The 25,689-nt window shown below is 41.1% G+C and carries 29 protein-coding genes and 2 riboswitches; of the genes, 13 read left to right on the top strand and 16 right to left on the bottom strand.

The annotated features are described in order from the left end of the window. Positions 1-29: 29 nt before the first annotated feature. The gene (spx, locus tag QUF94_RS21670) at positions 30-425 is read right to left on the bottom strand and encodes a transcriptional regulator Spx (RefSeq protein WP_057912582.1); all 396 of its coding nucleotides are present in this window, start codon (positions 423-425) and stop codon (positions 30-32) included. A 246-nt stretch (positions 426-671) separates the two neighbouring features. Here spx and modB point away from each other — a divergent pair, with 246 nt between their 5' ends. Then, positions 672-1,325, top strand: coding sequence for a molybdate ABC transporter permease subunit (modB, locus tag QUF94_RS21665; protein ID WP_289317651.1), 654 nt, complete (start codon positions 672-674; stop codon positions 1,323-1,325). Here modB and QUF94_RS21660 read toward each other — a convergent pair. Then, positions 1,287-1,766 (bottom strand): GNAT family N-acetyltransferase, encoded by a 480-nt coding sequence (locus QUF94_RS21660; protein ID WP_289318467.1) that lies wholly within the window; start codon positions 1,764-1,766, stop codon positions 1,287-1,289. The genes modB and QUF94_RS21660 overlap by 39 nt on opposite strands. 115 nt (positions 1,767-1,881) lie before the next feature. Here QUF94_RS21660 and QUF94_RS21655 point away from each other — a divergent pair, with 115 nt between their 5' ends. Both QUF94_RS21655 and QUF94_RS21650 read left to right on the top strand, forming a co-directional pair. Then, positions 1,882-2,373, top strand: a complete 492-nt coding sequence (locus QUF94_RS21655; RefSeq protein WP_289317650.1) for a hypothetical protein — start codon at positions 1,882-1,884, stop codon at positions 2,371-2,373. Positions 2,374-2,571: 198 nt separating this feature from the next. After that, positions 2,572-2,769: a cold-shock protein gene (locus tag QUF94_RS21650; protein ID WP_028393295.1), complete on the top strand. Its 198-nt coding sequence runs from the start codon at positions 2,572-2,574 to the stop codon at positions 2,767-2,769. 70 nt (positions 2,770-2,839) lie between these two features. Here QUF94_RS21650 and QUF94_RS21645 read toward each other — a convergent pair whose 3' ends face one another. The 4 genes from QUF94_RS21645 to QUF94_RS21630 all read right to left on the bottom strand — a co-directional run bounded on the left by QUF94_RS21645 (position 2,840) and on the right by QUF94_RS21630 (position 6,862). After that, complete coding sequence (locus tag QUF94_RS21645) at positions 2,840-3,007, bottom strand: hypothetical protein (RefSeq protein WP_289317649.1); 168 nt, start codon at positions 3,005-3,007, stop codon at positions 2,840-2,842. Between the two features lie 116 nt (positions 3,008-3,123). Further along, the gene (locus tag QUF94_RS21640) at positions 3,124-3,561 is read right to left on the bottom strand and encodes a flavodoxin domain-containing protein (RefSeq protein WP_289317648.1); all 438 of its coding nucleotides are present in this window, start codon (positions 3,559-3,561) and stop codon (positions 3,124-3,126) included. Next, the gene (locus tag QUF94_RS21635; protein WP_289317647.1) at positions 3,533-4,585 is read right to left on the bottom strand and encodes a ribonucleotide-diphosphate reductase subunit beta; all 1,053 of its coding nucleotides are present in this window, start codon (positions 4,583-4,585) and stop codon (positions 3,533-3,535) included. Before QUF94_RS21635 ends, QUF94_RS21640 begins: the two co-directional genes overlap by 29 nt. Before the next feature lie 45 nt (positions 4,586-4,630). Further along, a complete protein-coding gene (locus QUF94_RS21630; protein WP_483313693.1) occupies positions 4,631-6,862 on the bottom strand; it encodes a ribonucleoside-diphosphate reductase subunit alpha in 2,232 nt (743 codons plus the stop codon). A 206-nt stretch (positions 6,863-7,068) separates the two neighbouring features. Continuing rightward, positions 7,069-7,248: riboswitch (cobalamin riboswitch) on the bottom strand. Positions 7,249-7,541: 293 nt separating this feature from the next. Here QUF94_RS21630 and QUF94_RS21625 point away from each other — a divergent pair. Next, positions 7,542-8,471 carry a manganese-dependent inorganic pyrophosphatase gene (locus QUF94_RS21625; protein ID WP_289317645.1) on the top strand — a complete coding sequence of 310 codons (930 nt, stop codon included), beginning with the start codon at positions 7,542-7,544 and terminating at the stop codon, positions 8,469-8,471. Between the two features lie 111 nt (positions 8,472-8,582). Here the strand turns inward: QUF94_RS21625 and QUF94_RS21620 are convergent, their stop codons facing one another. Both QUF94_RS21620 and QUF94_RS21615 read right to left on the bottom strand, forming a co-directional pair. After that, entirely contained in the window at positions 8,583-8,717 is a 135-nt protein-coding gene (locus QUF94_RS21620; protein ID WP_289317644.1) for a hypothetical protein, read from the bottom strand. Positions 8,718-8,802: 85 nt separating this feature from the next. Then, on the bottom strand, positions 8,803-10,260 hold the full coding sequence (locus tag QUF94_RS21615; RefSeq protein WP_289317643.1) for a SulP family inorganic anion transporter: 1,458 nt from the start codon (positions 10,258-10,260) through the stop codon (positions 8,803-8,805). Positions 10,261-10,382: 122 nt separating this feature from the next. Here QUF94_RS21615 and QUF94_RS21610 point away from each other — a divergent pair, with 122 nt between their 5' ends. Beyond that, positions 10,383-10,517: a hypothetical protein gene (locus tag QUF94_RS21610; protein WP_289317642.1), complete on the top strand. Its 135-nt coding sequence runs from the start codon at positions 10,383-10,385 to the stop codon at positions 10,515-10,517. A 280-nt stretch (positions 10,518-10,797) separates the two neighbouring features. Continuing rightward, positions 10,798-10,932 (top strand): hypothetical protein, encoded by a 135-nt coding sequence (locus tag QUF94_RS21605; RefSeq protein WP_289317641.1) that lies wholly within the window; start codon positions 10,798-10,800, stop codon positions 10,930-10,932. Positions 10,933-11,384: 452 nt separating this feature from the next. Next, a riboswitch (cyclic di-GMP riboswitch) is annotated at positions 11,385-11,475 on the bottom strand. Positions 11,476-11,620: 145 nt separating this feature from the next. Here the strand turns inward: QUF94_RS21605 and QUF94_RS21600 are convergent. Then, positions 11,621-11,767, bottom strand: coding sequence for a hypothetical protein (locus QUF94_RS21600; protein WP_289317640.1), 147 nt, complete (start codon positions 11,765-11,767; stop codon positions 11,621-11,623). Positions 11,768-11,850: 83 nt separating this feature from the next. Next, positions 11,851-13,257 (bottom strand): MFS transporter, encoded by a 1,407-nt coding sequence (locus QUF94_RS21595; RefSeq protein ID WP_289317639.1) that lies wholly within the window; start codon positions 13,255-13,257, stop codon positions 11,851-11,853. Here QUF94_RS21595 and QUF94_RS21590 point away from each other — a divergent pair, their 5' ends adjacent. Both QUF94_RS21590 and QUF94_RS21585 read left to right on the top strand, forming a co-directional pair. Then, positions 13,258-14,583, top strand: coding sequence for a CitMHS family transporter (locus tag QUF94_RS21590; RefSeq protein WP_289318466.1), 1,326 nt, complete (start codon positions 13,258-13,260; stop codon positions 14,581-14,583). A gap of 169 nt (positions 14,584-14,752) precedes the next feature. Beyond that, positions 14,753-15,385, top strand: a complete 633-nt coding sequence (locus QUF94_RS21585; RefSeq protein WP_289317638.1) for a superoxide dismutase family protein — start codon at positions 14,753-14,755, stop codon at positions 15,383-15,385. 640 nt (positions 15,386-16,025) lie between these two features. On the opposite strand, the gene trhO is transcribed toward QUF94_RS21585, so the two are convergent. Next, entirely contained in the window at positions 16,026-16,991 is a 966-nt protein-coding gene (gene trhO, locus QUF94_RS21580) for an oxygen-dependent tRNA uridine(34) hydroxylase TrhO (protein WP_289317637.1), read from the bottom strand. 141 nt (positions 16,992-17,132) lie between these two features. On the opposite strand from trhO, the gene QUF94_RS21575 reads away from it, so the two are divergent. The 3 genes from QUF94_RS21575 (at position 17,133) to QUF94_RS21565 (ending at position 18,858) form a co-directional block, all read left to right on the top strand. Beyond that, positions 17,133-18,149, top strand: coding sequence for a nitronate monooxygenase (locus QUF94_RS21575; RefSeq protein WP_289317636.1), 1,017 nt, complete (start codon positions 17,133-17,135; stop codon positions 18,147-18,149). A gap of 17 nt (positions 18,150-18,166) precedes the next feature. Next, positions 18,167-18,619 (top strand): GNAT family N-acetyltransferase, encoded by a 453-nt coding sequence (locus QUF94_RS21570; RefSeq protein ID WP_289318465.1) that lies wholly within the window; start codon positions 18,167-18,169, stop codon positions 18,617-18,619. Between the two features lie 86 nt (positions 18,620-18,705). Then, positions 18,706-18,858 (top strand): hypothetical protein, encoded by a 153-nt coding sequence (locus QUF94_RS21565; RefSeq protein ID WP_289317635.1) that lies wholly within the window; start codon positions 18,706-18,708, stop codon positions 18,856-18,858. Between the two features lie 50 nt (positions 18,859-18,908). On the opposite strand, the gene QUF94_RS21560 is transcribed toward QUF94_RS21565, so the two are convergent. Continuing rightward, complete coding sequence (locus QUF94_RS21560) at positions 18,909-19,487, bottom strand: GNAT family N-acetyltransferase (protein WP_289317634.1); 579 nt, start codon at positions 19,485-19,487, stop codon at positions 18,909-18,911. A gap of 103 nt (positions 19,488-19,590) precedes the next feature. Between QUF94_RS21560 and pdxR the strand changes: the two genes are divergently transcribed. After that, positions 19,591-20,985, top strand: a complete 1,395-nt coding sequence (gene pdxR, locus QUF94_RS21555; RefSeq protein ID WP_289317633.1) for a MocR-like pyridoxine biosynthesis transcription factor PdxR — start codon at positions 19,591-19,593, stop codon at positions 20,983-20,985. Between the two features lie 69 nt (positions 20,986-21,054). Here pdxR and QUF94_RS21550 read toward each other — a convergent pair whose 3' ends face one another. Both QUF94_RS21550 and QUF94_RS21545 read right to left on the bottom strand, forming a co-directional pair. Continuing rightward, entirely contained in the window at positions 21,055-21,474 is a 420-nt protein-coding gene (locus tag QUF94_RS21550) for a MarR family winged helix-turn-helix transcriptional regulator (RefSeq protein ID WP_289317632.1), read from the bottom strand. Between the two features lie 557 nt (positions 21,475-22,031). Further along, positions 22,032-22,235 (bottom strand): hypothetical protein, encoded by a 204-nt coding sequence (locus QUF94_RS21545; RefSeq protein ID WP_289317631.1) that lies wholly within the window; start codon positions 22,233-22,235, stop codon positions 22,032-22,034. 127 nt (positions 22,236-22,362) lie between these two features. Here QUF94_RS21545 and ytvI point away from each other — a divergent pair, with 127 nt between their 5' ends. Then, a complete protein-coding gene (gene ytvI / locus QUF94_RS21540) occupies positions 22,363-23,406 on the top strand; it encodes a sporulation integral membrane protein YtvI (RefSeq protein WP_289317630.1) in 1,044 nt (347 codons plus the stop codon). Positions 23,407-23,413: 7 nt separating this feature from the next. Here ytvI and QUF94_RS21535 read toward each other — a convergent pair whose 3' ends face one another. Next, a complete protein-coding gene (locus QUF94_RS21535) occupies positions 23,414-23,563 on the bottom strand; it encodes a hypothetical protein (RefSeq protein ID WP_289317629.1) in 150 nt (49 codons plus the stop codon). 188 nt (positions 23,564-23,751) lie between these two features. Next, complete coding sequence (locus tag QUF94_RS21530; RefSeq protein WP_289317628.1) at positions 23,752-25,104, bottom strand: hemolysin family protein; 1,353 nt, start codon at positions 25,102-25,104, stop codon at positions 23,752-23,754. Positions 25,105-25,689: the final 585 nt, after the last annotated feature.

Raw genomic sequence — 25,689 nt, 5'->3', positions numbered from 1 at the left:
TATACAACTGCACTTAACATGCTAACTAATTATGCCAATTGGCTGATTGCACGCCATAATTGTACATGACGGACCTTCCTTGGAAGGAAGCGTCCCATTTCTTCTTCATTATATCCAGCATGCAAGTTCTTATGGTCGAAAATGATCGGCCTGCGGAGTAGATCAGGGTTATCTTGAATAAGCTTGCAAAGATCATTAAGTGGTGTATTATTTATATCGATATTCAGGCTTTTGAATTTTTTGGAACGGGTTGAGATGATTTCATCTGTTCCGCCTTCCGTTTTACGTAAAATCTCTTTTATTTCTTCTATAGAAAGAGGTTGGGAATATAGGTTGCGTTCATTGTATGAAATTTCATTTTTCTTAAGCCAAGCTTTTGCTTTACGACAGGCTAAACTGCTTGGAGTAGTATAAATTGTTACCATTTAAAATCGACTCCTTCAAAGTTTTAAAGTTTATGGAATGAATTTATTTTTACATTTGTGATACTCTTACTTTAACGTTTCTATGTGTCAGCAAGATGTCAAGAAAAATAAACTTAAAAGTTATTTCAAAAGAAAGGGAGAAAATGAAATGCAATCTGCCTTTAATGAAAAAAAAACCGATTCGGTGAAAATGCCGAACAAGCACCAGCATAGGCTCATAATTAAGATGGATGAGCGGATAGTATCATGACAGGGGATTTTTGGTCACCTGTCAGGCTATCGATACAGGTCGCAGGTTTAGCGGGTATCCTTGTTTTCATTTTTGGGATTATCCTTGCGCGTATGATGGCTAAAAAGCAATTCAGGGGAAGAGTCCTGTTGGAAACAGCATTTTTATTGCCGCTTGTCCTGCCTCCTTCTGTCGTAGGTTTTTTATTGATCGTGATTTTTGGGAATAATGGAATGCCAGGCCAATTCATTGAAAGGGTTTTTGATCAGTCCCTGATGTTCACGTGGTGGGCGGCGGTCATTGCATCCACTGTGGTGGCTTTTCCGCTTATGTACCAATCGGCTAAAACAGGTTTTGAGGGTATTGATGAAGAAATTGAAAATGCAGCAAGGGTTGACGGTGCCGGCGAATGGAGATTGTTCCTGTTTGTATCCCTTCCATTGGCAGTCAAATCCATCGTCACAGGTGGCATATTGAGTTCTGCACGTGCGTTGGGGGAATTCGGGGCGACACTCATGTTTGCCGGAAACATTCCCGGACAGACACAAACCATACCAACCGCGATTTATATCGCCATGGACTCCGGGAATATGACATTGGCATGGCTATGGGTTGCGGTAATCATCGTCATTTCATTCATTATGCTTTTTGTCGTGACGTACATAAAATGAATGCTGTTTCTCGAAGCTGCTTATGAAAAAGAGAGGTGCGGCCTCTATGTCTTCTTTATGGGTGAAGCCGTTTTTTTCATAAAGCTTCCGAGCAGGCAGGTTCATTTTACCGGTCGATACGGATATCGTATCCCATCCACCTTGTAATTGAAGAGCAGTCAACAGGGCATCCGCAATACCCTGCCGAAAATAATCGGGGTGGACGACCATTCGGCAAATACGCATTAGCCTATTTTCCTTTGTATACGATATTGCCCCTGCTATGGAATCCCCCTTTAAAAAGCAGATGAACGATTCATTACAATGAATGAAATGTTCATATGTTTCCAATAATGGAGGGATATCGGCATAGCCGATCATATCCGCTTCCACCTTATAGGATGCTTTTTGAAGTTTATAAAGCTGCCGGCCATAATCGGAGTCCAAGTCCCGAGTTTTCATGATCAATCAAATCACTCCCTTTCATTACATTATAATGGAAGAGGGAGATTATTGTTTCTTATCAGTCTGTGTTATAATCGACAAACAATATGAACTAATGAAATGAGGAAGAAATTTGTTAACATTTGAAGAAAAATTGAGCATCATTGAAACTTTTCCGGAATTACAGCGAAAAGACGTTTCATTGGGACGCGTGAATTTCCATTATCCAGAAAGTGTCCAGGAGAAAAAGATCGTCGTTCAGCATTTGCATCCCAATGGAAATGGATTCGTTTACGCCGGCCATATGAGAAAAAAAGATACTGACCGTAAAGGGTTCATCAATATACGTGACTATAATGAAGCGGAATTAAAAGAACTGATCAAAAAAAGCATGGAATATCTTTCTGAACCTCCTGTTGAAATCGAGGAAGAGGAAAACGAGTTCGCTAGGTTGGAAGGAACATGGATTGGCCGTGAAAAGCAAGAGCTTTCACTTGAAAGGGAAGACCAACTTTGGAACGTGTATTCAGGTTCGAATCTGGAGGAGTGTTTCGAGAGTCCAGTAGAGGCGGAACGCTACTTATTGGACGAAGGCTTTCGTCAAAGCAAGAAGCGGAAAATGTAGAATTTTAGGATAATTTGTCGGTTGAATTACTGTGATAATCTTGTTTTTTTGGGATTTCCCATGATATAATATGAGTAATTATTTTTGTTCGGAATAAGTTTGATAGAAGGATTTACTGTTATAGGATTCCTCTTGAAACATTATCCAGAACCAAAAATAGTAATAAAATGGATTTTTCCAAACACAGGAGGAACTATCATGGTACAAGGTAAAGTAAAATGGTTTAACGCAGAAAAAGGTTTCGGTTTCATCGAAGTTGAAGGCCAAGACGACGTATTCGTACATTTCTCAGCTATCCAAGGCGAAGGCTTCAAAACGCTTGAAGAAGGCCAAGAAGTTTCTTTCGAAATCGAGCAAGGCGCTCGTGGACCACAAGCAGCTAACGTTCAAAAATAATTGAACGCATATAAAAAAAGACTCCGATTCTGGAGTCTTTTTATTTTTTTCCTTGTAAGGGAAGCCACGTTCATGCTTCTTTTTTTTCGGCCATTTCCTTTAATACTCTGTCCAATTTTTCTTCGATCCGTTTTGAACGTTTAAAATGTCCTGTCAGGTAAAACACAATGAATATAACAAATACGACAAGCACTAGCATAAAAAGGATAGGCAGGAACTGAGTTATATTATCAGACATGTTTATCTCCTTTTTTCCTTCATTATACTTCATGTTTACCCTTGCTATGATACACGGAACTAAGTTTATTTAAAAACAACTGAAAGGGATATGCGAAAATGCATATCCCCTTTCAGTCAGTTCTGGAATAGCGAGGCGAACTTTTGAAGTCTGGACAAGTCCGATTCTTGATACATTTGTTCTATCTTCAATGTCACCAATAACTGGCTCTTGGCAAATAACATGTCCCGGAAATAATCGACCGCCCCACAAAAATGATTGTAGTTGGTTTCACCAGTTCCGAATACTCCCGTTTTAAGAGAAGCAATTGGCAGCTGCTCCAGTTCTGTATAAAGTGCTGCTGATTTAGCAGGCAGCTCGCCGTTTCCCCATGTATAGGTACCAACGATCAATGCATCGTAATCCGGCAATGTACGTAAATCGAATTCATTCATTCGATATAGTTCAGATTTAGGTAATAGGGAAGCGATGGCTTCAGCAAGCGCTTTTGTATTGCCTCCGGCAGAATGATAGACAATGGCAACTTTATAGCTCATCGAACCCATTGCTGGCATTTACTTGACTGTATGTCCTAGACTTCTGTTCGAAGAAATCGGTTTTGGTAAGTCCGATGGATTCATCATCGAACGTTTTGATCCATGGCATCGGGTTCTCGCTATATTCTTTATACAAGTTTTCAAGGCCTAGCATGCGTAACCGTTTGTTGGCGATATATTCGATGTATTCATTGAATTCTTCCAAATCGAGATCGGCTTTGGTTTGGATATCTTCAAGCATATATTCAGACCATTCCTTTTCGAGTTCGACGGCTTTTTCAATCGTTGTATAAATGAACTTCGTGTTTTCTTCATTATTTAACTCAGGATATTCATACATCAAGATTTGAACGAGCATACCAATGAAATCAAAATGGACCATTTCATCGCGATGAATATAGGATATCATCGTAGCCGAACCGGTCATAAGGTTCTGGCGTCCTAAATTATAATAGAAAGCGAAAGCCAAATAGAAATAAATCCCTTCGAGGTTCGTTGAATGGATCAGTGCCTCGAATAAATGCTGGGGGCTTGGATCGTCCACGAACGTTTGATAGGCATCCACGATCGGTTGATTACGCTTTATTACTTCCGGATGTTCTTTAATGCGGTCGAAAAGCTGTTTTTGCTTGCCTACTGGGATCAGGGAAGCAAGGATATAGGAATAAGATTCATTATGGATGGATTCCTGCTGGGCCATATTGGCCAGGATAGCTTTTGCCGCCGGATCTTTGATGTACCGAAGGATTTCTACTAAAGTGGGCGTTTGTAGACTGTCCATTCCAGCAATCATCGTAAGGATATCAAGAAAAGCGTCCTGGATATCTTCGTCCAATTCGCCCCACTGCTTTTTATCCTGAATCATGTTCACGCTCGATGGTTTCCAAAAGTTATTGATGAGCTGAGTATAGGTATCATAGAATTTTTCATACTGAATATCGTTCCAAAGGAGAAAGCCTGAAGCTTCTCCTTTGAAAACACCTGTCGCTTTAGTTGGATGCGTTGGTTCCAGCATCCGGATCTTTTTGATATGATTTGTCATTCGTGAAAACTCCTTTAAGAGTAGATTACTGGGTTATGGTCGTCGTTAACTTGAACAGCTTTCGCAGGCATTGTCATATTCGGAAGAGGTTGAACGAACATAATATGTTGATTTCAACCCGGATTCCCAAGCCGTTAAATGTATATCCAATAGGACCTTGGCTTTGATTGTGTTGTGTACATACAGATTAAAGCTGATTGCTTGGTCAATATGGCGTTGGCGGGCAGCATTTTGCCTGATGCTTTCCAGTTGATCCAAATTAAATCGGGTCTTTTTATAATATTCATACGTATTTGGCGTCAAGCCTGGTGCGGTCACCTTGAATTTAAAGTTTTTCTTTTCTTCGTAAAATTCAATTTCATACAAAGGATCGATCCCATCCGTGGAATTACCGATCTTGGCGGTCGATGAATTGGGGGCAATGGCCATTAAATATCCATTACGGGTCCCGTGTTCCTGGACGTTTACTTTTAAATCCATCCATTTTTGATCCGTATAGTCACGTAGTTCGAAATATTCCCCTGTATGCCAATCCGATCCTTCGAAATATGGGTACGTTCCTTTTTCCTTAGCCAATTCATTGGATGCCTTGATCGTTAAGTAAGCGATCCTTTCGTATAATGCATCGGCATATTCAACAGCCTCATCCGATTCCCAATAAATATTCTGTGTGGCAAGTAAATGATGCCATCCAAACGTTCCTAAACCAATTGCCCGGTACCGTTTGTTCGAGATGGATGCTTGCTTGACCGGAAGATTATTCACATCGATTACGTTATCCAGCATCCGGATCTGAATGGGAATCAACCTTTCCAAAACATCGCTGCTCACCGCACGGGGCAAGTTAATGGATGAAAGGTTGCAGACAACGAAATCGCCGCTTTTACGAACAACAACGACATCTCCATCTTCTGTTTCGTATTCATCCGTGATCGTCGAAGGGCTTAAGTTTTGGGCAATCTCGGTGCAAAGGTTAGAACAATAAATCATACCTTTATGTTTATTTGGATTCTTCCGGTTCACTTCATCGCGGTAGAACATGTATGGTACGCCTTCTTCTAATTGAGAAATCATAATGCTTTTCATGATGTCCATCGCATTGATCTTTTCAAAGCTATAGTTTGGAAGCGTACCATTTTCTGCGGCCTCGACAGCAAGTGCATAATGATTCCTGAAGCTTCCTTCGCCTTTCTTCTCGTCGTAAAGGTCTTCAAGTGAGAATCCAAGGGTTTGCTTGACGGTATGCGGATCGAAAAGATACCATTCTTTTCTGTCACGTACAGCCTCCATGAATAAATCAGGAATGCATACACCCGTAAAAATATCATGGGCTTTTAATCTGTCATCCCCGTTTTGCGTCTTCAAATCAAGAAAGCTCATGATATCTTTATGCCAGGCATCCAAGTAAATCGCGATGGCACCCTTACGTTGCCCCAATTGATCGACACTGACAGCTGTCTGGTTGAATAGTCGAATCCAAGGAGTCGTGCCGGAACTATTTCCAGAGAAACCACGGATATCGGAACCAAGCGAGCGGATCTTACCAACGTAAAGACCGACACCGCCGCCGAATTTTGATACTTTTGCGGCATCGTAGTTAGATAGGTAGATACCATCAATGGAATCTTCAATTGCGTCGATAAAGCAAGAGCTTAACTGTCCATGCGTTTTTCCTGCATTGGAGAGTGTAGGTGTCGCAACAGTCATATAAAGGTTGGACATTGCCCAGTAAGCTTCTTTGATAAGTTGCAGGCGGTGCTCCGTTTTTTCCAATCGCATGATTTCCATCGCGATGATCATGAAGCGCTCTTGGGGCAGTTCGTAGACCTTGTCCTTTTTTGGGCGGGCTAGGTAGCGATCGTTTAATAAGTAGATGCCTATGTAAGAAAATAATTTATCCTTTTCCGGGTCGATCACCGAACCCAATTCCTCAATTTCCGCTTTCGTATAAGAAGAGAGCAGTTCTGATTTATAGATGGGGTAACGCTGGCCTTCTGAAAGTTGGGAGAGTTCCGTGATCAGTTCATAGAATGGGCCATAACTCATGCCTTCATAACCTCGATTGGATTGTGCATCCCTATACATCGCATTCAACAGTTCTGCTGCAGCAACGAACGTCCAATCGGGAGCATCGATATCGACACTTTCAAGAGCGAGCTGAATCAGTTTCTTTGATGCCTGTTCTTCGGTTGAGTCACTTTTGCGATCAAGCCATTTTGTAAAACGCTTTTTGAACTTTTCCATATCGAGACGGCCTTCGAATTCCTTCGATAACATCTCAAGCTGGATGGAATTCGTGTCGGTGTCATTTTCACTTATGGTAGAGTTATATGTTTGAGTCATTAATAATCCTCCTTGTAAACTTCCGCTAAAATAAAAAAAAACCGCCCAATAAATTGAGCGGATCAAACGATAGAATAAAAGAGCCATGAAAAAATAGCCATTATGCTATCGTTTCATCATCTCAATCCCCGAAGAATAAGAAACGTGAAAAATTCAAGGCAGGTCTCCTGACTCATGATCATCCTACTTTGAGTCCTTCCCGTATAGAGAGCTATACAGTGGTTTCTCATTTCGTCACATTTACAGTTGCGGGGACAGTTCCGGGTTCGCACCGGATTCCCTTTTCAGCCATCGCTGGCACCTTGGATTACAAAAAATTCTATATATAGTTATTAGTGTTGTTTGTGTAATCAATATCTAGTATTTCTGCTTATATTATCGTAAGCCATATACGATGATAATTCAACTAATATATTTGAGAAAAACCAACCCTTATCTATTGACAAAGCGAAGGTAGAGGGTGAAAGAATGAAAGATTTTATTGGGGAATGGGTAATTCAAGCACTGAATTTAGGGGATTTTGTGTTAAAATAAAGTGTATAGTAAAGGTGGCTCTCCTTAATTGCGATAAGGGGATTCGCGGAAAAATATTTATGAAAAAGGAGATAAAATCTTGGAAAAAGTATTAGTTTTTGGACATAAAAACCCGGATACAGACACAATCTGTTCAGCAATCGCTTATGCAGATCTGAAAAAGCAGTTAGGTATCAACGCTGAACCAGTTCGTCTAGGTGAAGTGAATGGTGAAACTCAATATGCGTTGGACCACTTCAAATTCGAAGCTCCTCGTCTTGTGGAAAAGGTGGCAGGGGAAGCTGATGGCGTGATCCTGGTCGATCACAATGAACGCCAGCAAAGTGCTGAAGATATTGACCAAGTACGTGTGTTGGAAGTTATCGACCATCACCGCATCGCTAACTTTGAAACAAGCGATCCTTTATATTACCGTGCGGAACCAGTTGGCTGTACGGCAACCATTTTAAATAAAATCTATAAAGAAAACGGCGTTGAAATCCCTAAAGCGATCGCAGGTCTTATGCTGTCTGCCATCATTTCGGATTCTTTATTGTTCAAATCGCCGACCTGCACGGAGCAAGACGTTGCAGCAGCTATGGAACTGGCTGATATTGCGGGAGTCAACGCTGAAACATATGGTTTGGAAATGTTGAAGGCGGGAGCTGACTTGAGCGACAAAACGATTGCCCAGCTTATCACTCTTGATGCAAAAGAATTCTCCATGGGCATGGCTAAAGTGGAGATAGCCCAGGTCAATGCTGTTGATCCGAACGAAGTCCTTGCTAAGCAAGCCGAACTAGAAGCAGCCATTGAAGAGGTCATCGCTGTGAAGGAATTGGATTTATTCCTATTCGTAGTAACGGATATCCTGACCAATGATTCTGTTGCCTTGGCTCTTGGTAAAGCAGCCAATGCAGTGGAAAAAGCATATGACGTTTCATTAAACAATAACATCGCCGTCTTAGAGGGCGTTGTATCGCGTAAAAAACAAATCGTGCCGGTCTTAACGGGCGTATTCAGTAAATAATATAGGGAAAGGGGTGCTCATTAAAAACGTGGGCATCCTTTTTCTGTACATGCAAAAAAAGACTCAACCATCCATTTAAAGGTGTTTGAGTCTTTTTTCTTAATTCAAAGTTTACTTTTCTTTTTCATAGGCGATGACAATCAGTTCTTTATTGGCTTCCTCGCCAAGTTTGCTTTCAAAGCTTTTCAGTTCATTCAATAAATCTGGTGACAGATTTGCTGCCGTATAATCCTGCTCGGATGTCATGCTTTTCGCTCCTTTCAAAAGGAAATATTTCATGTTATCTATTTTGTCGGTTTGAAAAGTTTCTATTCAGCAGAGTTTTACTACTTCAAGATATTTTACTTTCTGATGTGGCGAGTTTTTCTAGCAATAACGAACTTTCCTCATCGAGGCCTTGCACCTGGACAGGTGTACCTTGTAGCTGATATTTTAGGGCAACCGTATCAACAGCACCGACTGCAGAAGCATCCCATATTTTAGAGTGGGAAAAATCGATGATGATTACATCGGCTTTTTCTTTGAAATCGAACTTCGAAACAAAGTCCTGGACCGAAGCGAAAAATATTTGTCCGCTGATACGATAAGTGATTTTCTTAGCTTGGATGTCTTCCGTTTTCTCAACAGCCACTTTAGAAATTTTAGCTGAGAAGAAAATCATGCTCAAGAGCACTCCGGCAAATACCCCTTTTGATAAGTCATGCGTATATAGGACAATGAGGACCGTCACGATCATCACGGCTGCATCCGTCCTTGGAGCCTTATTGAGCCTCTTTAGGGAAGACCAGTCAAATGTCCCGATTGAAACCATGATCATGACTGCTACAAGTGCAGCCATCGGTATTTTAATAAGGACGTCATTCAGTACCACGATTAATACCATAAGGAATGCGCCAGCTACAAAAGTGGAGAGCCGGCCCCTTCCTCCTGATTTAATATTGATACCGGATTGACCGATCATTGCACATCCTGCCATGCCGCCAAAACATCCGGCGATGATATTAGCAATCCCTTGGCCTTTGGCTTCCTTATTTTTATTACTGTCCGTGTCAGTCATCCCATCGACTATTTGAGCTGTCAATAACGATTCAAGCAACCCCACAAACGCCAGGGCAATGGAATATGGGAAAATGATCGCCAAAGTTTCGAAGGTCAAAGGGATGTCTGGAAGCATGAACATCGGAAGTGCTTCGGTCAATTGCCCCATATCCCCAACAGTCCGTACCGTAGCCCCCGTAGTAACTGCAACGATCGTCATGAATATGATGGCGACAAGTGGTGAAGGAATGACTTTCGAGATCAGCGGAAAAAGATAAATGATAGCTAATGAAACGGCTGTCATGACATACATGATCCATGTTTCGCCGACGAAGTGGGTGAGCTGTGCCGTGAAAATCAAGATGGCTAAAGAATTCACAAAACCAGTCATGACTGGCTTTGGGATGAACTTCATTAATTTCCCGATTTTGAAAACCCCTAGTAAAATTTGGAGCAATCCAGTCAATATTGTTGCAGCAAGTAAATAGTTCAAGCCGTAATCTTTAACAAGATCAACCATGACGAGTGCCATTGCTCCAGTGGCAGCCGATATCATTCCCGGCCTTCCGCCGACAAAAGAGATGACGATGGCAATGCAGAATGAGGCATATAGACCAACCATTGGGTCAACACCAGCAATGATCGAAAAGGCAATCGCCTCTGGAATCAATGCCAAGGCAACGACAATTCCGGATAGAACATCTCCTCGAACGTTGCCAAACCATTCCTGTTTGTATGCAGATGTATTCAAAGAAACACTCCTTCTTTCTTTTATGTGTGTTAATTTTCTTTTTTAACGCACTAAATTATAGCATGAGTCCTTCTTTTAAACGACAAATCGAGGGCTATTCATGTCTTATCATATACAGGCTAATGAACGTAGTATGCTCAGAAGGAAGATTTGGTGCAAGAAGTGCCAGTTCTATCATTGAGGAAACCAAGGCTGAAGAAACCTCGATCTTTCTATACGATGAATCGGTAAACATTTTTTGTAAAGCACTTCGATAGGGTTTCCGAAACTGAATGAAACGATTATCCCAAAATGGGGGGATGAATTGCGGTGGGCATCCAGTTGTCGGTTCCGTTGGTGGTGAATTGGAATGTTACATTTAGCCAATAAGGCAATGGACGCATTTAAATTGGGCTGTATTGAAACTGGAAGTGGAGTTTACGCCTTCCCATTAAAACCTGATTGAAAAAGAGGCAGAATAAGCCTCGGAATGGGATCCTATGAAAGAACAACTGTACTTGAATATTAAGAAATCATCATGACTAAAGGGATGCTGTGATGCTTTTGATGATACCGGTCGAAAGGGAATTCGCAACTGCTTATTGGGAAGAGGCATACCATTATCTAGTGAACAGCCATTATCAAGAAGCTTTCCTTGACGATGCATATGGAGGTGGGCGTTACCACAATTGAGGTGGAGGATTATCATTATGCCTACAAACAGGGCACGCATGCTTATAATGCCAGTCGAATGGATTCCCGAAAGGGTTTATATCAATGGGCATGAGGTAAAATGGCTTTTTTTACCGGAACGAGATTTTCCCTTTTCACCATGCATGGAAGTGGTGAGGAGCCCTGTGTTAAGGGGCTATCCCTTTTCATTGATACTGGATTTACATTTTGGACATGTCACTTCTTTATAATGTTTGAACCTGATCTTTCGTAGGTCGCTTCTGGACAACATTGCGAATACATTATATCTTGTGCCGCAAGCACATGTGTTTTTATCTTTAACTATGTGTCTCTCATCCGTAGTAGCTGAATAAATGGTTGGAAAAAACATATATAACCCTCCTTTTTCTAATTTTAGGCAAATTAAAAAGGGGCAAGAAATAAATAATAAAGCGATCTAATTCGAGATAAATCTTGGCAGCCCGGCTGCCATGGCAACTAAGTTGTTGGGTTAGGCCCGTGGCTTTGCGTCTTTTACTTTCATAAAATTTGCCTAAAATAATCTTAACATAAAATTGAAGTGCGGAAAAAATACTTATCAGTTTACTGGGTGGGGATGAAGATATTAAAGTGGTTAGCCCCAACGGTAACATTTAGCTTGTTTGATTCATTTTCTGTTGAATCCATCTTTACAAGGGTTGCATGTTATTCACTGATAGGCTTGAAAGTGATCCGTTTCCAATCTTTTTTCTCGGTTTTCCTTCGATAATACCGCATTCACTTCAGTAACAAGATTTCCTTCTGCTATTTCCAATGATTTTTCTTCTAACTTTTTATCGGAATCTGACCGAAACAAACCAGTTGAGAGGTAACCAGTACTACGGCTTTATGAGCATTAAACATATAAAGGCCTGCATTCTTCTGAAAGCAGGCCTTCGATTAATGTGATCTGGCCAACTCCGGATTGCGGTGCATCGCGAAATAGAGGACAAGTCCGGCGATGAGGAGCAAGGTGCTGGTCGTGATGAATACAGCGGAGAATCCATAGAAACCGGCGACCATTCCACCCATTGCAGGTCCGATGATATTGCCTAAAAAGCGTAGACTCGTATTGTACCCAAGTACTTCCCCTTGCATTGTGACAGGCGCTTCCTGGCGAATGTAGGCAATCCTAACAGGGATGATGCCGCCTATGGCCATGCCGAGTATGAAACGTACAAAAACAAGCTGCCAAAAATGATTGATGAAGGCACCAGGCAAGTAGACAAGTGCAGTCAGAAAAAGAAGCAACACAAGAATCTTCACATGTCCATGCCGATCACCTATCTTGCCCCAGTGACGCGCCATCAATAAATTCCCTAGGCCTGCTGCAGAAAAGGCGATACCTGAATAAAATCCAAGATTGGAAGTTCCATGCAGCTCGCCAACGTATAAAGAAAGAATGGGCTGGATGCTGAAGTGGGCAACTTGAACAAGGGTCGAAATGAGCATGACATTCACTAGGATCGGATTCCGTAAGATATGCGAAAGAACCTCCCTGCTTGTATAGCTCGACTTTGTTCCCTTTTGCCGTTCCATTTGATATTCCTTGGTTGCAAAAACAAGAAGTCCAGAGATGAAAATGGTGATGGAGGTGAATTTAAAGGCGGTTGAATAGCCGAGTGTGTCTGCAAGAATGCCTCCAAGCAATGGCCCGAAAAGTGAACCAGTTATATTACCCGTTTGCAGTGTCCCCAGTACGCGTCCGGCAATTTCTTTCGGGGTCTGCGTTGATATGAAGGCCTGTGACATGGATATGAAGCCAGTGAAAATTCCCGTGAACATCCTTAAGACGAATAGCTGCCAAACATTTTCAACGAATCCCATCAAGAAAATGGACAGTCCCATCCCAAAGGCACAGGCAATCAAGATTTTCTTTCTGCCATACCGGTCACCAATCCGTCCCCAAATGGGGGAAAATAAAAAGGCAGTCACAAAAGTGATCCCAAATGTCCATCCGGACCAATGCTGGATGTATTGAGTCGAATAATCCCCGAATGTTCCAATGTATAAAGATATGAATGGAAGAACCATCGTCATGCTTCCGCCTATGAAGAAGTTGGCGAACCACATGATGAAAAGATTCCGTTTAGCTACTTTATGTGCATTCATTTTACATACAACACTTCTTTCCTCCGAAAAAAACTTCGGGTTCCTAAATAATAGTATACAGAAATCAGTTGATTTTTTAAACGAATTTGATTTTTGATGATAAAACTGGTTTTTTAATGAATGTGCAAATGATATAATGTGAAAATATTGATTTTTCAGAAAAATTAGACAAAATGAAAAGCGTTCGTTTTTCAAATTAAAGGAGTTTTCAGCATGTTAACTATTTTAGGATTTTGCATGATTTTAACGTTTCTGGTCTTAGTCATCACAAAGCGTCTATCGGTTGTCGTCGCTTTTATCTTCACAGCGATAGCTTTTGGCCTGATTGGTGGGTTTGCATCTGAAATGGGAGATATGATGGTGGCAGGTATTTTAAAGGTTACACCGACAGCAGTCATGATCGTTTTTGCTATTTTATATTTTGGTTTAATGATTGACGTTGGATTATTCGAGCCGATGATCGCGAAAATACTGAGTTTTGTAAAAGGCGATCCGCTAAAGGTTGTCATGGCAACCGCCATTATAACCATATTGGTAGGTTTGGATGGAGACGGTTCTTCCACATTCATGATCACCGTTTCGGCCATGCTTCCGCTTTATATTAAATTAGGGATGAACAGGCTCGTACTGGCCTGTGTCGTTGGTTTAGGTGCTGGGGTCATGAATATGATTCCATGGGGCGGTCCTTTGGTGAGAGCGGCCGCCAGCCTTCAAGTTGAAGTATCGGAGTTATTCCTTCCTCTCATTCCGGTCATGATTTGCGGGCTTATATGGACTCTTTTTTCGGCATATGTACTTGGCAAAAAGGAAAGGGAGAGATTAGGAGTCAGTTCGAAGGAGACGACCATGCCACCTGGTATGAGTGAACAGGCTGCAGCTGTCGAAACCACACCTAAAGCAACATCCAAGTTATTTTGGTTTAATTGGCTCTTGACGATTCTACTGATGGTATTGTTAGTGATGGAAGTGCTGCCAATTCAAATCCTATTTGCCTCCGCCTTTGCGATTGCATTATTCGTTAACTTTCCGAACCCACAAGAACAACAGGAAAGGATTTTAAGTCATGCCAATAGTTTCGTGATGATCTGTACGCTCATTTTCGCTGCAGGAATATTTACGGGTGTATTCACAGAAACAAAGATGATGGACTCGATGGCAGCTTCAATCGTAACCGTCATTCCGGATTGGCTTGGGGCACATTTGCCGCTTGTGGTAGCGCTAACGAGTATTCCGATGGGGTTCATATTCTCACCTGATGCCTATTACTTTGGCATTCTACCAATCATAAGTGAAACGGCATCAAACTTCGGTATTGCCCCTGTAGAAATCGGAAGGGCCGCTTTATTAGGTCATTCGACCACAGGGTTCCCATTATCGCCATTGGTGCCTGCAACATTCATATTGATTGGTCTTGTAGGCGTGGATTTTGGGGATCATCAAAAATTCCTGTTTAAATGGGCGTTTGGGTCAACGATCATCATGACGATCGCAGCCATTACTTTCGGTGTCATCACTTTGTAAAATTTGAGCCCATTAAGCTATAAAGTATAATTCTTGTCTGTGTATTTAGTAAGGGGCTCACTCTCACTGATGTAATCTATTTTCCTATTTATCCCGCTTTCTGTTTATTCTTCCATAATAGTGGAAAGTAATAAGAGGAATATACATAAAGAGAGTGAGGGAATTTATCATGAATTATAAACAAAAACTCGTGCTTCCTATGTGTGCTGCCTTTTTACTGTATGGATGTAATTCTGCTGATGATTCAAATCAGGCCGACAAAAATGCCGAGGACATGAATACGATGGGACAAGGAACACAAACAGAGGTTGATCCGCAGGTTAAAGCGGAAATGAAAGATGTAGAAGGTAAAACGCTTGGTACGGTAAACTTTACCGCGGAAGAGAATGCTGTAGTGATCGAGACCGCTTTGGAAGGCCTTGAGCCAGGCTATCACGGATTCCATGTTCACGAAAACGCAGCATGTGAAGCGGATGCTAAGGATGGCCCTTTCACTACAGCGGGGGGGCACTTCAATCCAACTGATGTAACCCACTCGAATCATGCAGGGGACATGCCCCCTCTCTATGTAAAAGAAGATGGGACAGCGAAGTATACAGCAACATTGGATAATATGACAGTGGACCAACTGAAGAAAGAGGAGTTGGCTGTCATCGTACATGCAAATCCAGACAACTTTGCCAATATCCCTGACCGTTATGAAGCCAATGGAGAAAAAGGACCTGATGAAGATACCTTGAAAACTGGTGATGCAGGCGATCGACAAGCTTGCGGAATTGTTGTCAGTTCAGAGGAGAATTAAATTTAATGAAGCAAGAGCGATTCTTCTATAGGGGAATCGCTTTTTTCATTTAAATAAAACTAAGAAAGACGATAATTAATAAGAATAGATGCACCCATACAAAAGATTTAATGATGAGCACAGCCCAAGTGTTCCTTCGTAAGCCGAAGTATAGAATGGTACAGAAAAAAAATAAACTCATACTGCCACGAAACATCGGATAACTTGAATTAGTATCCACCAAAAATAGAACGATATTGACTAACGCCGTTAAGATAAATAAAAAGATGTAGGCCTTAAAAATCCTTTCTTTTCGTTGGAATTCATGTTGAAATTGATACATCGAATAATCCCCCAACTTATACCTTTTATTAAAATATAACATACACTTAGCTTACTTTTCCTCCTTGTTTCTACAAGTGTTCATGATATAAGAATCTTTCATAAAATATAAATATGAGCCATTTTTCGGCAGTACTTGGGCTAAATTCTTTTGTTTTAAAAAGGGTTTTTCTATTTAGATATAGAAGTAAGAGTAAGGATTGAATTTTAGGGTAGTTAGTTTGGAAGTTTATTGATTGCCAAAATGTATTGAAATATTTATGAGGATATAATAAAAAACCCGAATAGGGATCATGTCCGCTGATTCGGGTTTGGTTGATTATTTTGCTGTAATGGTTTCTTCAATTCGCTGTAATCTCTCAGCCACTTCTTCTTCAGAAAGGTTATGCTCGACTACATAGCGGTTACGCGGATGCACTCTGCATTCGTGGGTACAGCTGCGCATATATTTGTGTTCGTTCTCTTCACTGCAAAGGATTTTCTTGTTGCATTCAGGGTTAGCGCAATTGACATAGCGTTCACAAGGCTCCCCGGAATAAATATCGCGTCCGACAATGACGTGTTCCTTTTGATTGATGGGTACGGCAATTCTTTCATCGAATACATACATTTGGCCATCCCAAAGGTCGCCTTGTACTTCGGGATCCTTCCCGTATGTTGCGATGCCGCCATGCAGCTGGCTAACATCCTCAAAGCCTTCTTCGACAAGCCAGCCGGAGAACTTCTCGCAGCGGATGCCGCCTGTGCAGTACGTAAGGATTTTTTTACCTTCGAACATTTGTTTATTTTCACGGACCCAATCCGGAAGTTCCCGGAAATTCGTGATTTCCGGCTTGATTGCACCCCTGAAATGTCCTAGATCATATTCATAGTCATTTCTGGCATCAAGGACGATAGTATTTTCATCTTGCATTTGCTCGAAGAATTCCTTCGGGCTCAAATATTGGCCTGTCGTCCGGTTCGGGTTGATGTCATCTTCCAGACGAAGCGTGACAAGTTCATTGCGTGGACGAACATGCATTTTTTTGAAAGCATGGCCATCGGCTTCATCTATTTTAAACACGATATCGGCAAAGCGGGGATCTGCTTTCATCATGTCCATATATTGGTTGGTTTGTTCGATCGTACCTGAAACAGTCCCGTTGATACCTTCTGATGCCACCAGGATACGGCCTTTCAATTCAAGTGCTTTACATGCCGCAAGATGCTCGGCTGCGAATTCTTCGTGATTCTCGATAGGTACATACAAATAATAAAGTAATACTCTATATGGTTTTGTTTCCATTTTTTATTTACCACCTATGTTTTATATTTGCAAGATATAAAGGGTGATCATTAAGACACTTTTCTCTTACAGACAATCATTATACCAAGAAAACTTAAAAATGATAAGGGCATGAAGAAAAATCAAAAGGAGTTGTGTGGAATGTTTAAAGATTTACTGAAATATCCAATCATTCAAGCACCGATGGCAGGAGGAGCCTCCACTCCAAAGCTTGCGGCTTCCGTATCCAATGCAGGAGGATTGGGCTTTCTCGCAGCTGGCTATAAGACTGCAGAAGAGATGAAGGACGAGATAGGGCAGACTCGTCAATTGACCGAACGCCCTTTTGGTGTGAATGTATTTGTGCCAGGCAACGAAGTGGTGGATGAAACGTTATTATCTGCCTATGGTGAAAAAATCAAAAAAGACGCTGAGAGTGTAGGGGCTGAGGTTGGAAAAGCCGATAGTGATGATGATGATTGGGGAAATAAACTAACTGCATTAATGGAGGCTCGGGTCGCTGTCGTCAGTTTTACGTTTGGCTGTCCTTCGGAAAATGTAATCAGGGAGCTACAAAGTGCAGGTTCCCATATTGCCGTGACAGTGACCAACCTTCAGGAAGCAAAAAGGGCGGCAAGTGCAGGTGCCGATGTTCTATGTGTCCAGGGGATTGAGGCAGGAGGGCATCGAGCAAGCTTTGAAAACTGCTCAGAAGACGATTATGGTCTCTTAGTTCTAATACGGATGATTGAAAATGAACTGAAGTTACCGATCATTGCGGCAGGTGGGTTGATGCATGGAAAGGATATCGCTGCCGTGCTCGCAGCGGGAGCAACAGCCGCACAATTGGGAACAGCTTTCCTACGCTGTCCCGAAAGCGGGGCAAGTCCCGTCCATAAGGCAGCTCTCGGAAATCCGCGCTTTACTCATACCTCTGTTACCCGCGCCTTCAGCGGCAGGAGGGCACGCGGGCTGGTGAATCATTTTTTAACGGAATATGATAGCGTTGCACCAGCCGCCTATCCTTATATCCATCACATGACCAAGCATATGCGAAAAGCGGCAGGACAAAAAAACAATCCTGAATTGATGGCGTTGTGGGCAGGACAGGGGTATAAATTGATCAGGGACCTTCCGGCATCAGAATTGATGGAACTTCTTGTAGAAGAACTAAAATGAGAAGGGTTTGAATGGAAATGGAGATAAGGGAATTATTGAGGGAGGAGTCCCCGCCGATGCATTTGTTGCTTTTGGCTGATCCTTCAAGGAAATTGGTGGAAGCATACTTGGGAAGTGGGACGTGCTTTGTTGCCGAGATGGATAAGCGAATGATTGGAGTCTATGTTTTGCTGCAAAAAGGTCCTGAACTGATAGAGATAATGAACATCGCAGTGGATGAACGGCACCATGGAAAAGGAATCGGTAAACAATTGATCGGACACGCCATAAGCCATGCAAGGGAACAAGGATATAAAACGATTGAAATCGGAACTGGGAATTCGGGGATAGGACAACTTGCCCTTTACCAAAAATGCGGTTTTAGAATAACTGGGATCGATCACGATTTTTTTAATATTAACTATACCGAGGCCATTTATGAAAATGGGATTCAGTGCCAGGATATGATCCGCTTGTCACAAAGTATTTGATGGGAACGGGAGACTAAGCAATGATCAATTATAGGGAATAGCTTTACAGACAAAAGTTTGGGTCTAATTGCTTAGGGGGAATGAACTTGTTCTTTGGAGATATGATTTATCTTGTTTTTGCTTTACTAATGCCGCTTCTATTTGCAATTGTCGTTTTCATATTCATTCGATCAACGAAAAGTAAAAAGGATTCTTTAGCGAGGATTGAATCGGATCATAAAGACTCACCTGAAAATTAGAGCAAGAGAAAAAGAGTGTCCAAAATGAGCGGCACTCTTTTTCTCCATCTTCATTTTTCCAAAAAAGCTTCCAAATTCTTTTTCACACAGGGCCATTCGTGCTCGAGGATGCTGTAAACCACCGTATTCCTTATCCTTCCATCTTGCAGTTTTTTCTCCATCCGTAAAATGCCTTCTTCAAGTGCGCCGAGCCTGGCTATTGCTGCACGTGATCTTTTGTTCAATTCGTCCGTCCTGAATTCAACCCGTTTCATATGCCACTTTTCAAAAGCATGCTTCAATAGCAGGTACTTACATTCTGTGTTTATGGCTGTTCGCCATTTGTCGGGATGATACCAAGTCGCACCGATTTCCAGAGATTGATTATCAAATTGAATATTTCTTAAGCTAGTGCTGCCAACTATCGCATCGTTAGCCTGATCGATTACGACAAACGGATGATGAAGTTCCTGTTCCCTTGCCCGAATTCCTTCCTTTACATAGGAAATCGCCTCTTCATATGACAAGATCTTTGTAGCGCTCCATTTCCATATTTCAGATGACAGGGAAGCGGCGTAAAGCGGTTCGATATGATGATCCATCATTGGGGTGAGTATCACGTGTTTCCCGAATAATTCGATATGCTCCATAGTATCCTCCTCTTGTTTGATATCCTCATTATAAAAATAATCTGATCCTGCAATAAGGACCAAAGCTGATATAATTTATGGAACCAGTTTTAAGGAGGACCAAATGTTTGAAATCACTTTTACCATAGATAAAACGAATAAAGATGTAGCCTTATATGTCCAATTGTATAAATACTTTAAAACGGAAATCCAGAATGGACAAATAAAGGCAGGAACGAAACTGCCTTCTAAACGTAAATTAGCCGTGCATTTAGGTATAGGCCTGAATACAGTGGATACGGCTTATCAGCAGTTGATGGCAGAAGGGTATGTGGAAAGTCAATTAAGGAAAGGTTTTTACGTAGCCGATTTAGAACCGATCTCACCTTTGAATGAGCAGTTGCATGTTGCAGAGGTGATGAAATGCCCTCTGCATGAAAGGAATAAGATCGATTATAATCATGGCCGGGTCGATGTGGATGCTTTCCCGCATGCTGTGTGGAAAAAATGCTTGAATAATACGTTGTATCTACATGAAAGGGAAATGTTCATGAGCGGTGATCCTCAAGGGGAATGGGGGCTCCGGACTGAGATCTCTTCCTATCTATTTCAATCGAGAGGAGTTCGCTGCGGCGCTGATCAAATCATCATTGGGGCAGGTACACAGTATTTCATCCATCTACTGCGGTTACTTCTTGGAAATGAGCGGATATTTGGGCTGGAAGACCCTGGCTTTCATCGGGTTAGGGAGGTACTGGGGTTGGAGGGGGCCGATATGGCATTCATTCCATTAGATGAAAGCGGAATGAGTGTGGAATCCTTGAAAGAGAGTGCAGCGAATGTTGCCTATGTCACTCCTTCCCATCAATTTCCTTCGGGTATGATCATGCCGATAACCAGAAGGGTGGAATTGTTGAATTGGGCAGTGGAAAAAAGTGGTTTTATTATTGAGGATGATTATGACGGGGAATTCCGTCATACAGGTAAACCGATTCCGTCCTTGCAGGGGTTGGACACAAATGGAAAGGTCATTTACCTAGGCACGTTTTCAAAGTCGCTAATCCCATCAATCAGAGTGGGGTATATGGTGTTACCCAAGGAGTTGGCATGCCAATATAAGGAGAAGCTAATAGGATACAAACAGACCGTTTCCAGACTGATTCAGGAAACGCTCTGTCTTTTTATGAAAAATGGACATTGGGAACGCCATCTGAATAAAATGCGAACGATTTATCGTAAAAAGAATAAGGTGTTGCTGAATGCAATTGAAGAGAGCTTTCATGATCGTGTAGCCGTAATCGGTGAAAAGTCGGGATTGCACATTCTATTAAAAGTAAAAAACGGCAGCAGTGAGTCAGAGCTCATTCAAAAGGCTGCCAGTGTTGGGGTTAAAGTCCACCCAACTTCGGTTTATCTTTCAAAGAAGGTAAAAGAGCCGACTATTTTGATTGGGTACGGTGGTTTAACCGAAAGGGAAATCGAAGAAGGAATCCGACTTTTAAAAAAAGCATGGCTATAGCTTGATGCGAAAGTGATCAATGGGAAGGCCCTGATTCTCACTGATTCAACAATAATATAAGATACCCATTCAGTTTCTTATATTATTGAGGATTTTAAGGACCGTCTGGAAAAATAAGTCCTGTTCTTCTTCAGTAATGCCTTCCAGGGCTTTTCCTTCGATTTTTTCTGCAATCTTAAGGCATTTTGTATGTACCTCTTTGCCCCGCGGAGTCAGTTCGATTCGTTTTTCCTGTTCATCTTTTCCAGGGACCTGTTTAATCATATTATTTTGTTCCATGCTGTTGACCGAACGTGTGATGATGACACCATCTACATCCAGGTAATTGCAAATATCAGGTATTGTGGAATATCCACAGTTCTTTAAATAATTCAATATTGTCCACTGATTATGGTAAATTTCCAGGGCTGTAATTTGTTCATTCATTTTGCTGACTAATGATCTGGATACTTGTAAATATTGATGAAATAATTGAGTAGGGTTCGTCATATGATTCTCCTTTATAATGGTCGACCAGTCCATTATATTCTTTAATTCTTAAAAGTCTATTGTAAAGAATCATTTATTTCAGTCAATGTTTATTTTTGGAAACAAACCAGAAAAGGGAAAGATAATCGCAGAATGAAAGAATTCAGGGAGAGTCCAGTCTCCCTGAATCATCAAGAAAAAATGGGTGAAGCATATACAAACTGACAAGAGGAACCTTACTGAAACAGAAAGGATAACGGACTCTGGGGTACCCATGAAATTCAGGTGCGAGTATAAAAAGCCAGATTGGAGGAAACAGGGGGTGGAGAAAATCATCATTCAAAAGGATGCTATGCAATGGTGAGAATGATTGCCGTTAATTAAACCGGAAGGAATGGTAATTTGAAAAGACTAAGGTGAGAAGGGAAAAGAAGAGCTCTACTTGAATTCAAGTTGAAATAGGAGGAGCTTAAGATGAAGGGCATTTAAGGGAATTTATAGCGCAGAGACCTACTTGAAGCTGAAAGCTCAATATATCCTGTAATCAAAAACCAGCCTCTGAGTGGGCTGGTTTTTGATTAAAACCTCTCGCTGGTGGAGCGGTGTTTTGTTTCTTTTTTATTTCGTTCTTCTTGTCGTTCATATTTAATTTCATCAATTGGTAAATCATCGATGGGCATGATTACTTGATCACGTTCCAGTTGTTTTTCCTGATTTTCCTTGAATGCCTTGGATTTATCATTACGCTCTTCAACACACTTTTCTTTATCTTTATTATCCAATGTCAATCCCTCCATCCCTTTATATCTCTTTTTCCCCTTATTGAGAAAATAAAACGTATAAGCGAAATATATACGACTCCGTTTCATAAATATAAGGAGAACAAGAAGTGCAAGGAGGGTTTACTTAGTGAATGTCGCTGTTTTTTTTCGCTGGTTTTGGAGGGGTATTTTCCTTTTAGGCATATTTATCGTCATTCCCTATTCATGGGCTTTGATATTAGCATTACTCACTGCCATCCTTTTGGATGGATGGGTCCGCATGATTGGTGAAACGGCAAAGCTGCACCGGATTTGGGCAGTATTGATTTCATTTGTTTTATATGTAGGCGGGCTTATGAGTGTCACTTATTTTTCCTTTTCGGTTTTAATCAAGAAGGTCATTGTCTATTCGGAAGAATTTCCTGGATTCATACGTGAAATGTATTTGACGGCGTTATTGCCGGTCATTAGGCAATGGGAACAATATTCCCAAACGTTGCCGCCAAATCTCATTCAGTCCATAGAACAAACGATGGAAAAGGGAGTCATGGCTCTAGAAGGTTTCACTGAGGGTTTTGTTCAGGATATGGTTCAGTTCGTTACACTCATTCCGGGGTTTTTCATTGATTTTTTAATATATTTAATCGCTTTATTCTTAATTAGTCTTGAATTGCCTAAGTTAAGAAAAAAGGCAATCCTTTATTTGAAGACATCCACCTATCAAAAGATATCGCTAGTTTATCAAGATTTAAGTATGGCAGCAGTTGGCTTCATCAAGGCACAAATCCTGTTGAGTTTAATTACGTTCATCATGGCTTATGGAGGACTTTGGTTGTTAAATGTGAAGTATACGATCCCATTGGCACTGTTAATAGTTGTTGTGGACATTCTTCCTATCCTGGGGACGGGATCTATACTGGTTCCTTGGGCAGTAATTGTTTGGGCGCAAGGAAACCATCATCTAGGGATTGGCCTTATTATCCTGTTCCTGGTCATCACCATCATAAGAAGGACCATCGAACCAAAAATCTATTCAGCAAATATGGGGTTGAGTCCTTTGGCATCGTTGGTCAGTCTTTATTTAGGGTTTAAAATGCTTGGTTTCATTGGGCTTTTCCTTGGACCTTCGATACTGATTGTTTATGATACGTTAAAGAGGGCAGGTGTCATCAAATCCAACTTCAAAATATGAAAGATTATTAGAAGTGTTTTGCCTGATTTCTTAAATTGGACATATCTTTTACCGCTTTACCTTGACCGTTGCAATGATTGCAGTCCCGGGAAAAGAATTGCAGATAGCGGGTTTTCCCTTTCCCTTTGCAGTGCTGGCAGATGGTTATGAGTTTCATAATTCCTCACTCCTTCAAAAAGTATTGCTTTTCTAACAGTATGAAACAATAAAGGTAGAACTATACTTAATGTTATCATTCAATCTAAATGCAGCAGATTTTATATATTATGTGTTTATATTATTTCATGTACCAGTTGAAAAAAAATAACCCCCGCTCCTATTTTCAATTAGGAGCGGGGGTTATTATCATGAAACGATTTCGGTTTGTGATATCATCGGGAATTCTTTTACTTCGCTTACGACTTTTGCCGGTTTATATATTTCAATATAACAAATATGGTGATCTTCCATTTCTTTTATCCTGAAGTTATAGGGACCATAAGTCAGGATATCGCCTTGTTTGGCCTCGTAATTCTCGGTAAGGATCCATCCGCCCATCGTATCAATATCTTCATCGTTGATATCCAATCCAAGTAAATCATTCACTTCACTGACTAATACCTTGGCATCGATGATATAGTGATCTTCTTTTAATTTGCGGACATCCGGCACTTCATCCAGGTCGAATTCATCGCGGATATCGCCAACGATTTCTTCAAGGATATCCTCAACGGTCACCAATCCTGATGTACCGCCGTATTCATCCATGAGGATAGCCATGTGAATGCGTTCCTTTTGCATTTTTAAAAGTAAATCGTGAATTGGGATACTGTCAATGACACGGATGATCGGACGAACATATCGGTTGATCGTTGACGCTGCCTGATTGTTCCTGTCTATCATTTCAGTGAATAGCTCTTTGATGTTGACCATTCCGATAACATGATCTTTATCACCATCGATGACAGGGTATCGTGTAAAGTTCTCCTCCGCCATAACGGTGAAAAACTGTTGGATCGTATCATCTTTGGATACCGTTGCAATCTCTGTACGTGGAACCATGATTTCTTTTGCAATCCGATCATCGAATTCAAAAATTTTATTCACATATTTAAACTCAGATTGGTTAATTTCGCCACTTTTGTAGCTTTCGGAAACAATGATACGAAGCTCTTCTTCTGTATGAGCCAAATCATGTTCCGAAACTGCTTTTAATCCTAGCATTTTTGTAAGCGTCCTTGCGGAGCCATTCAGTACCCAGATGAAAGGATACATGACTTTGTTAAAACCAATTAAAGGTTTGGAAACCAATAAAGTTACTTGCTCCGCTTTTTGAATCGCCAATGTTTTCGGTGCCAGTTCTCCAATAACCACATGTATGAAGGTTATGAAAGAAAAGGCAATTGCAACTGAGAGTGCATGTGAAGCGGAATCTGGAAGATTCAATTGAATTAAGAGTGGGTGCAAAATGTTTTCAACTGTCGGTTCCCCAAGCACCCCAAGCCCAAGAGCGGTAACTGTAATTCCAAGCTGGCATGTCGAGAGGTATTCATCTAGGTTGGATATGACCTTCTTTGCTGAAAGAGCATTCGGCTTTCCTTCTTCAATTAATTGATCGATCCTCGTGCTTCTCACTTTAACAATCGCAAACTCCGTAGCTACAAAAAATGCTGTTAAAGCAATTAAAATGGCAATAAGAACCAAGTTTATTATGTCCAAATAGTCTCCCTTAACTCGCCTTCGAGACGAATAAGGAGTCCACCTCCTACATTTTTAAAATATACAAGTATATTTTTTTTGCTGTGCTGAATATTTTCGGGATTTATTCAAAATAGCTGTGGTAAATAAGTGTGCAGCCGCTTGAACTCCCATTTTTTTAAGTGATGAAGAGAATAATAGTATATGCCGATTAGCGATGCGTAGACGGGAAATAGAAGAATTTCTGTATGAAGGAGTGCAGCCATTTTTCAAAAGTATGCACATATCCGTTACGCAAAGCAGCGTCCGTCCGTCAAAACGAACATTCTTTAATGCCCCATCAAATCACCTCATTTAATCAATTTAAATACTTTCATTATAGAAAGAGTTAGTCATTCAGTCAAACAGCTTAGGGCTCCTTAAATCCGGTAAATTGCTTGTAAAGGATCAATTTGAGCTAATAATTAGCGATTTTTGACTGTTTTCTCTAATTTATTGTATCATATTATAGAATATTCAGAAAACTGGGAGACTGCTTCAAAAAAATGGCCATTTTCATTATTTTTTGGATGGCATAAACATATTCTATAAAAACTGGACAGGTTT

The sequence above is a fragment of the Peribacillus sp. NJ4 genome (assembly GCF_030348345.1).
Classification (GTDB): domain Bacteria; phylum Bacillota; class Bacilli; order Bacillales; family DSM-1321; genus Peribacillus.
The sequence above is the reverse complement of the archived record's forward strand: the minus strand, read 5'-3'. Positions and strand labels throughout refer to the sequence as shown.

Excerpts from the sequence above, each read along its gene's own strand:
- spx (WP_057912582.1), bottom strand. The coding sequence starts at position 425 with ATGGTAACAATTTATACTACTCCAAGCAGTTTAGCCTGTCGTAAAGCA.
- modB (WP_289317651.1), top strand. The coding sequence starts at position 672 with ATGACAGGGGATTTTTGGTCACCTGTCAGGCTATCGATACAGGTCGCA.
- QUF94_RS21660 (WP_289318467.1), bottom strand. The coding sequence starts at position 1,766 with ATGAAAACTCGGGACTTGGACTCCGATTATGGCCGGCAGCTTTATAAA.
- QUF94_RS21650 (WP_028393295.1), top strand. The coding sequence starts at position 2,572 with ATGGTACAAGGTAAAGTAAAATGGTTTAACGCAGAAAAAGGTTTCGGT.
- QUF94_RS21645 (WP_289317649.1), bottom strand. The coding sequence starts at position 3,007 with ATGTCTGATAATATAACTCAGTTCCTGCCTATCCTTTTTATGCTAGTG.
- QUF94_RS21640 (WP_289317648.1), bottom strand. The coding sequence starts at position 3,561 with ATGCCAGCAATGGGTTCGATGAGCTATAAAGTTGCCATTGTCTATCAT.
- QUF94_RS21635 (WP_289317647.1), bottom strand. The coding sequence starts at position 4,585 with ATGACAAATCATATCAAAAAGATCCGGATGCTGGAACCAACGCATCCA.
- QUF94_RS21630 (WP_483313693.1), bottom strand. The coding sequence starts at position 6,862 with ATGTTATCGAAGGAATTCGAAGGCCGTCTCGATATGGAAAAGTTCAAA.
- QUF94_RS21620 (WP_289317644.1), bottom strand. The coding sequence starts at position 8,717 with ATGACATCCGAGCAGGATTATACGGCAGCAAATCTGTCACCAGATTTA.
- QUF94_RS21610 (WP_289317642.1), top strand. The coding sequence starts at position 10,383 with ATGAACGTAGTATGCTCAGAAGGAAGATTTGGTGCAAGAAGTGCCAGT.
- QUF94_RS21605 (WP_289317641.1), top strand. The coding sequence starts at position 10,798 with ATGCTTTTGATGATACCGGTCGAAAGGGAATTCGCAACTGCTTATTGG.
- QUF94_RS21585 (WP_289317638.1), top strand. The coding sequence starts at position 14,753 with ATGAATTATAAACAAAAACTCGTGCTTCCTATGTGTGCTGCCTTTTTA.
- trhO (WP_289317637.1), bottom strand. The coding sequence starts at position 16,991 with ATGGAAACAAAACCATATAGAGTATTACTTTATTATTTGTATGTACCT.
- QUF94_RS21575 (WP_289317636.1), top strand. The coding sequence starts at position 17,133 with ATGTTTAAAGATTTACTGAAATATCCAATCATTCAAGCACCGATGGCA.
- QUF94_RS21570 (WP_289318465.1), top strand. The coding sequence starts at position 18,167 with ATGGAGATAAGGGAATTATTGAGGGAGGAGTCCCCGCCGATGCATTTG.
- QUF94_RS21560 (WP_289317634.1), bottom strand. The coding sequence starts at position 19,487 with ATGGAGCATATCGAATTATTCGGGAAACACGTGATACTCACCCCAATG.
- pdxR (WP_289317633.1), top strand. The coding sequence starts at position 19,591 with ATGTTTGAAATCACTTTTACCATAGATAAAACGAATAAAGATGTAGCC.
- QUF94_RS21550 (WP_289317632.1), bottom strand. The coding sequence starts at position 21,474 with ATGACGAACCCTACTCAATTATTTCATCAATATTTACAAGTATCCAGA.
- QUF94_RS21535 (WP_289317629.1), bottom strand. The coding sequence starts at position 23,563 with ATGAAACTCATAACCATCTGCCAGCACTGCAAAGGGAAAGGGAAAACC.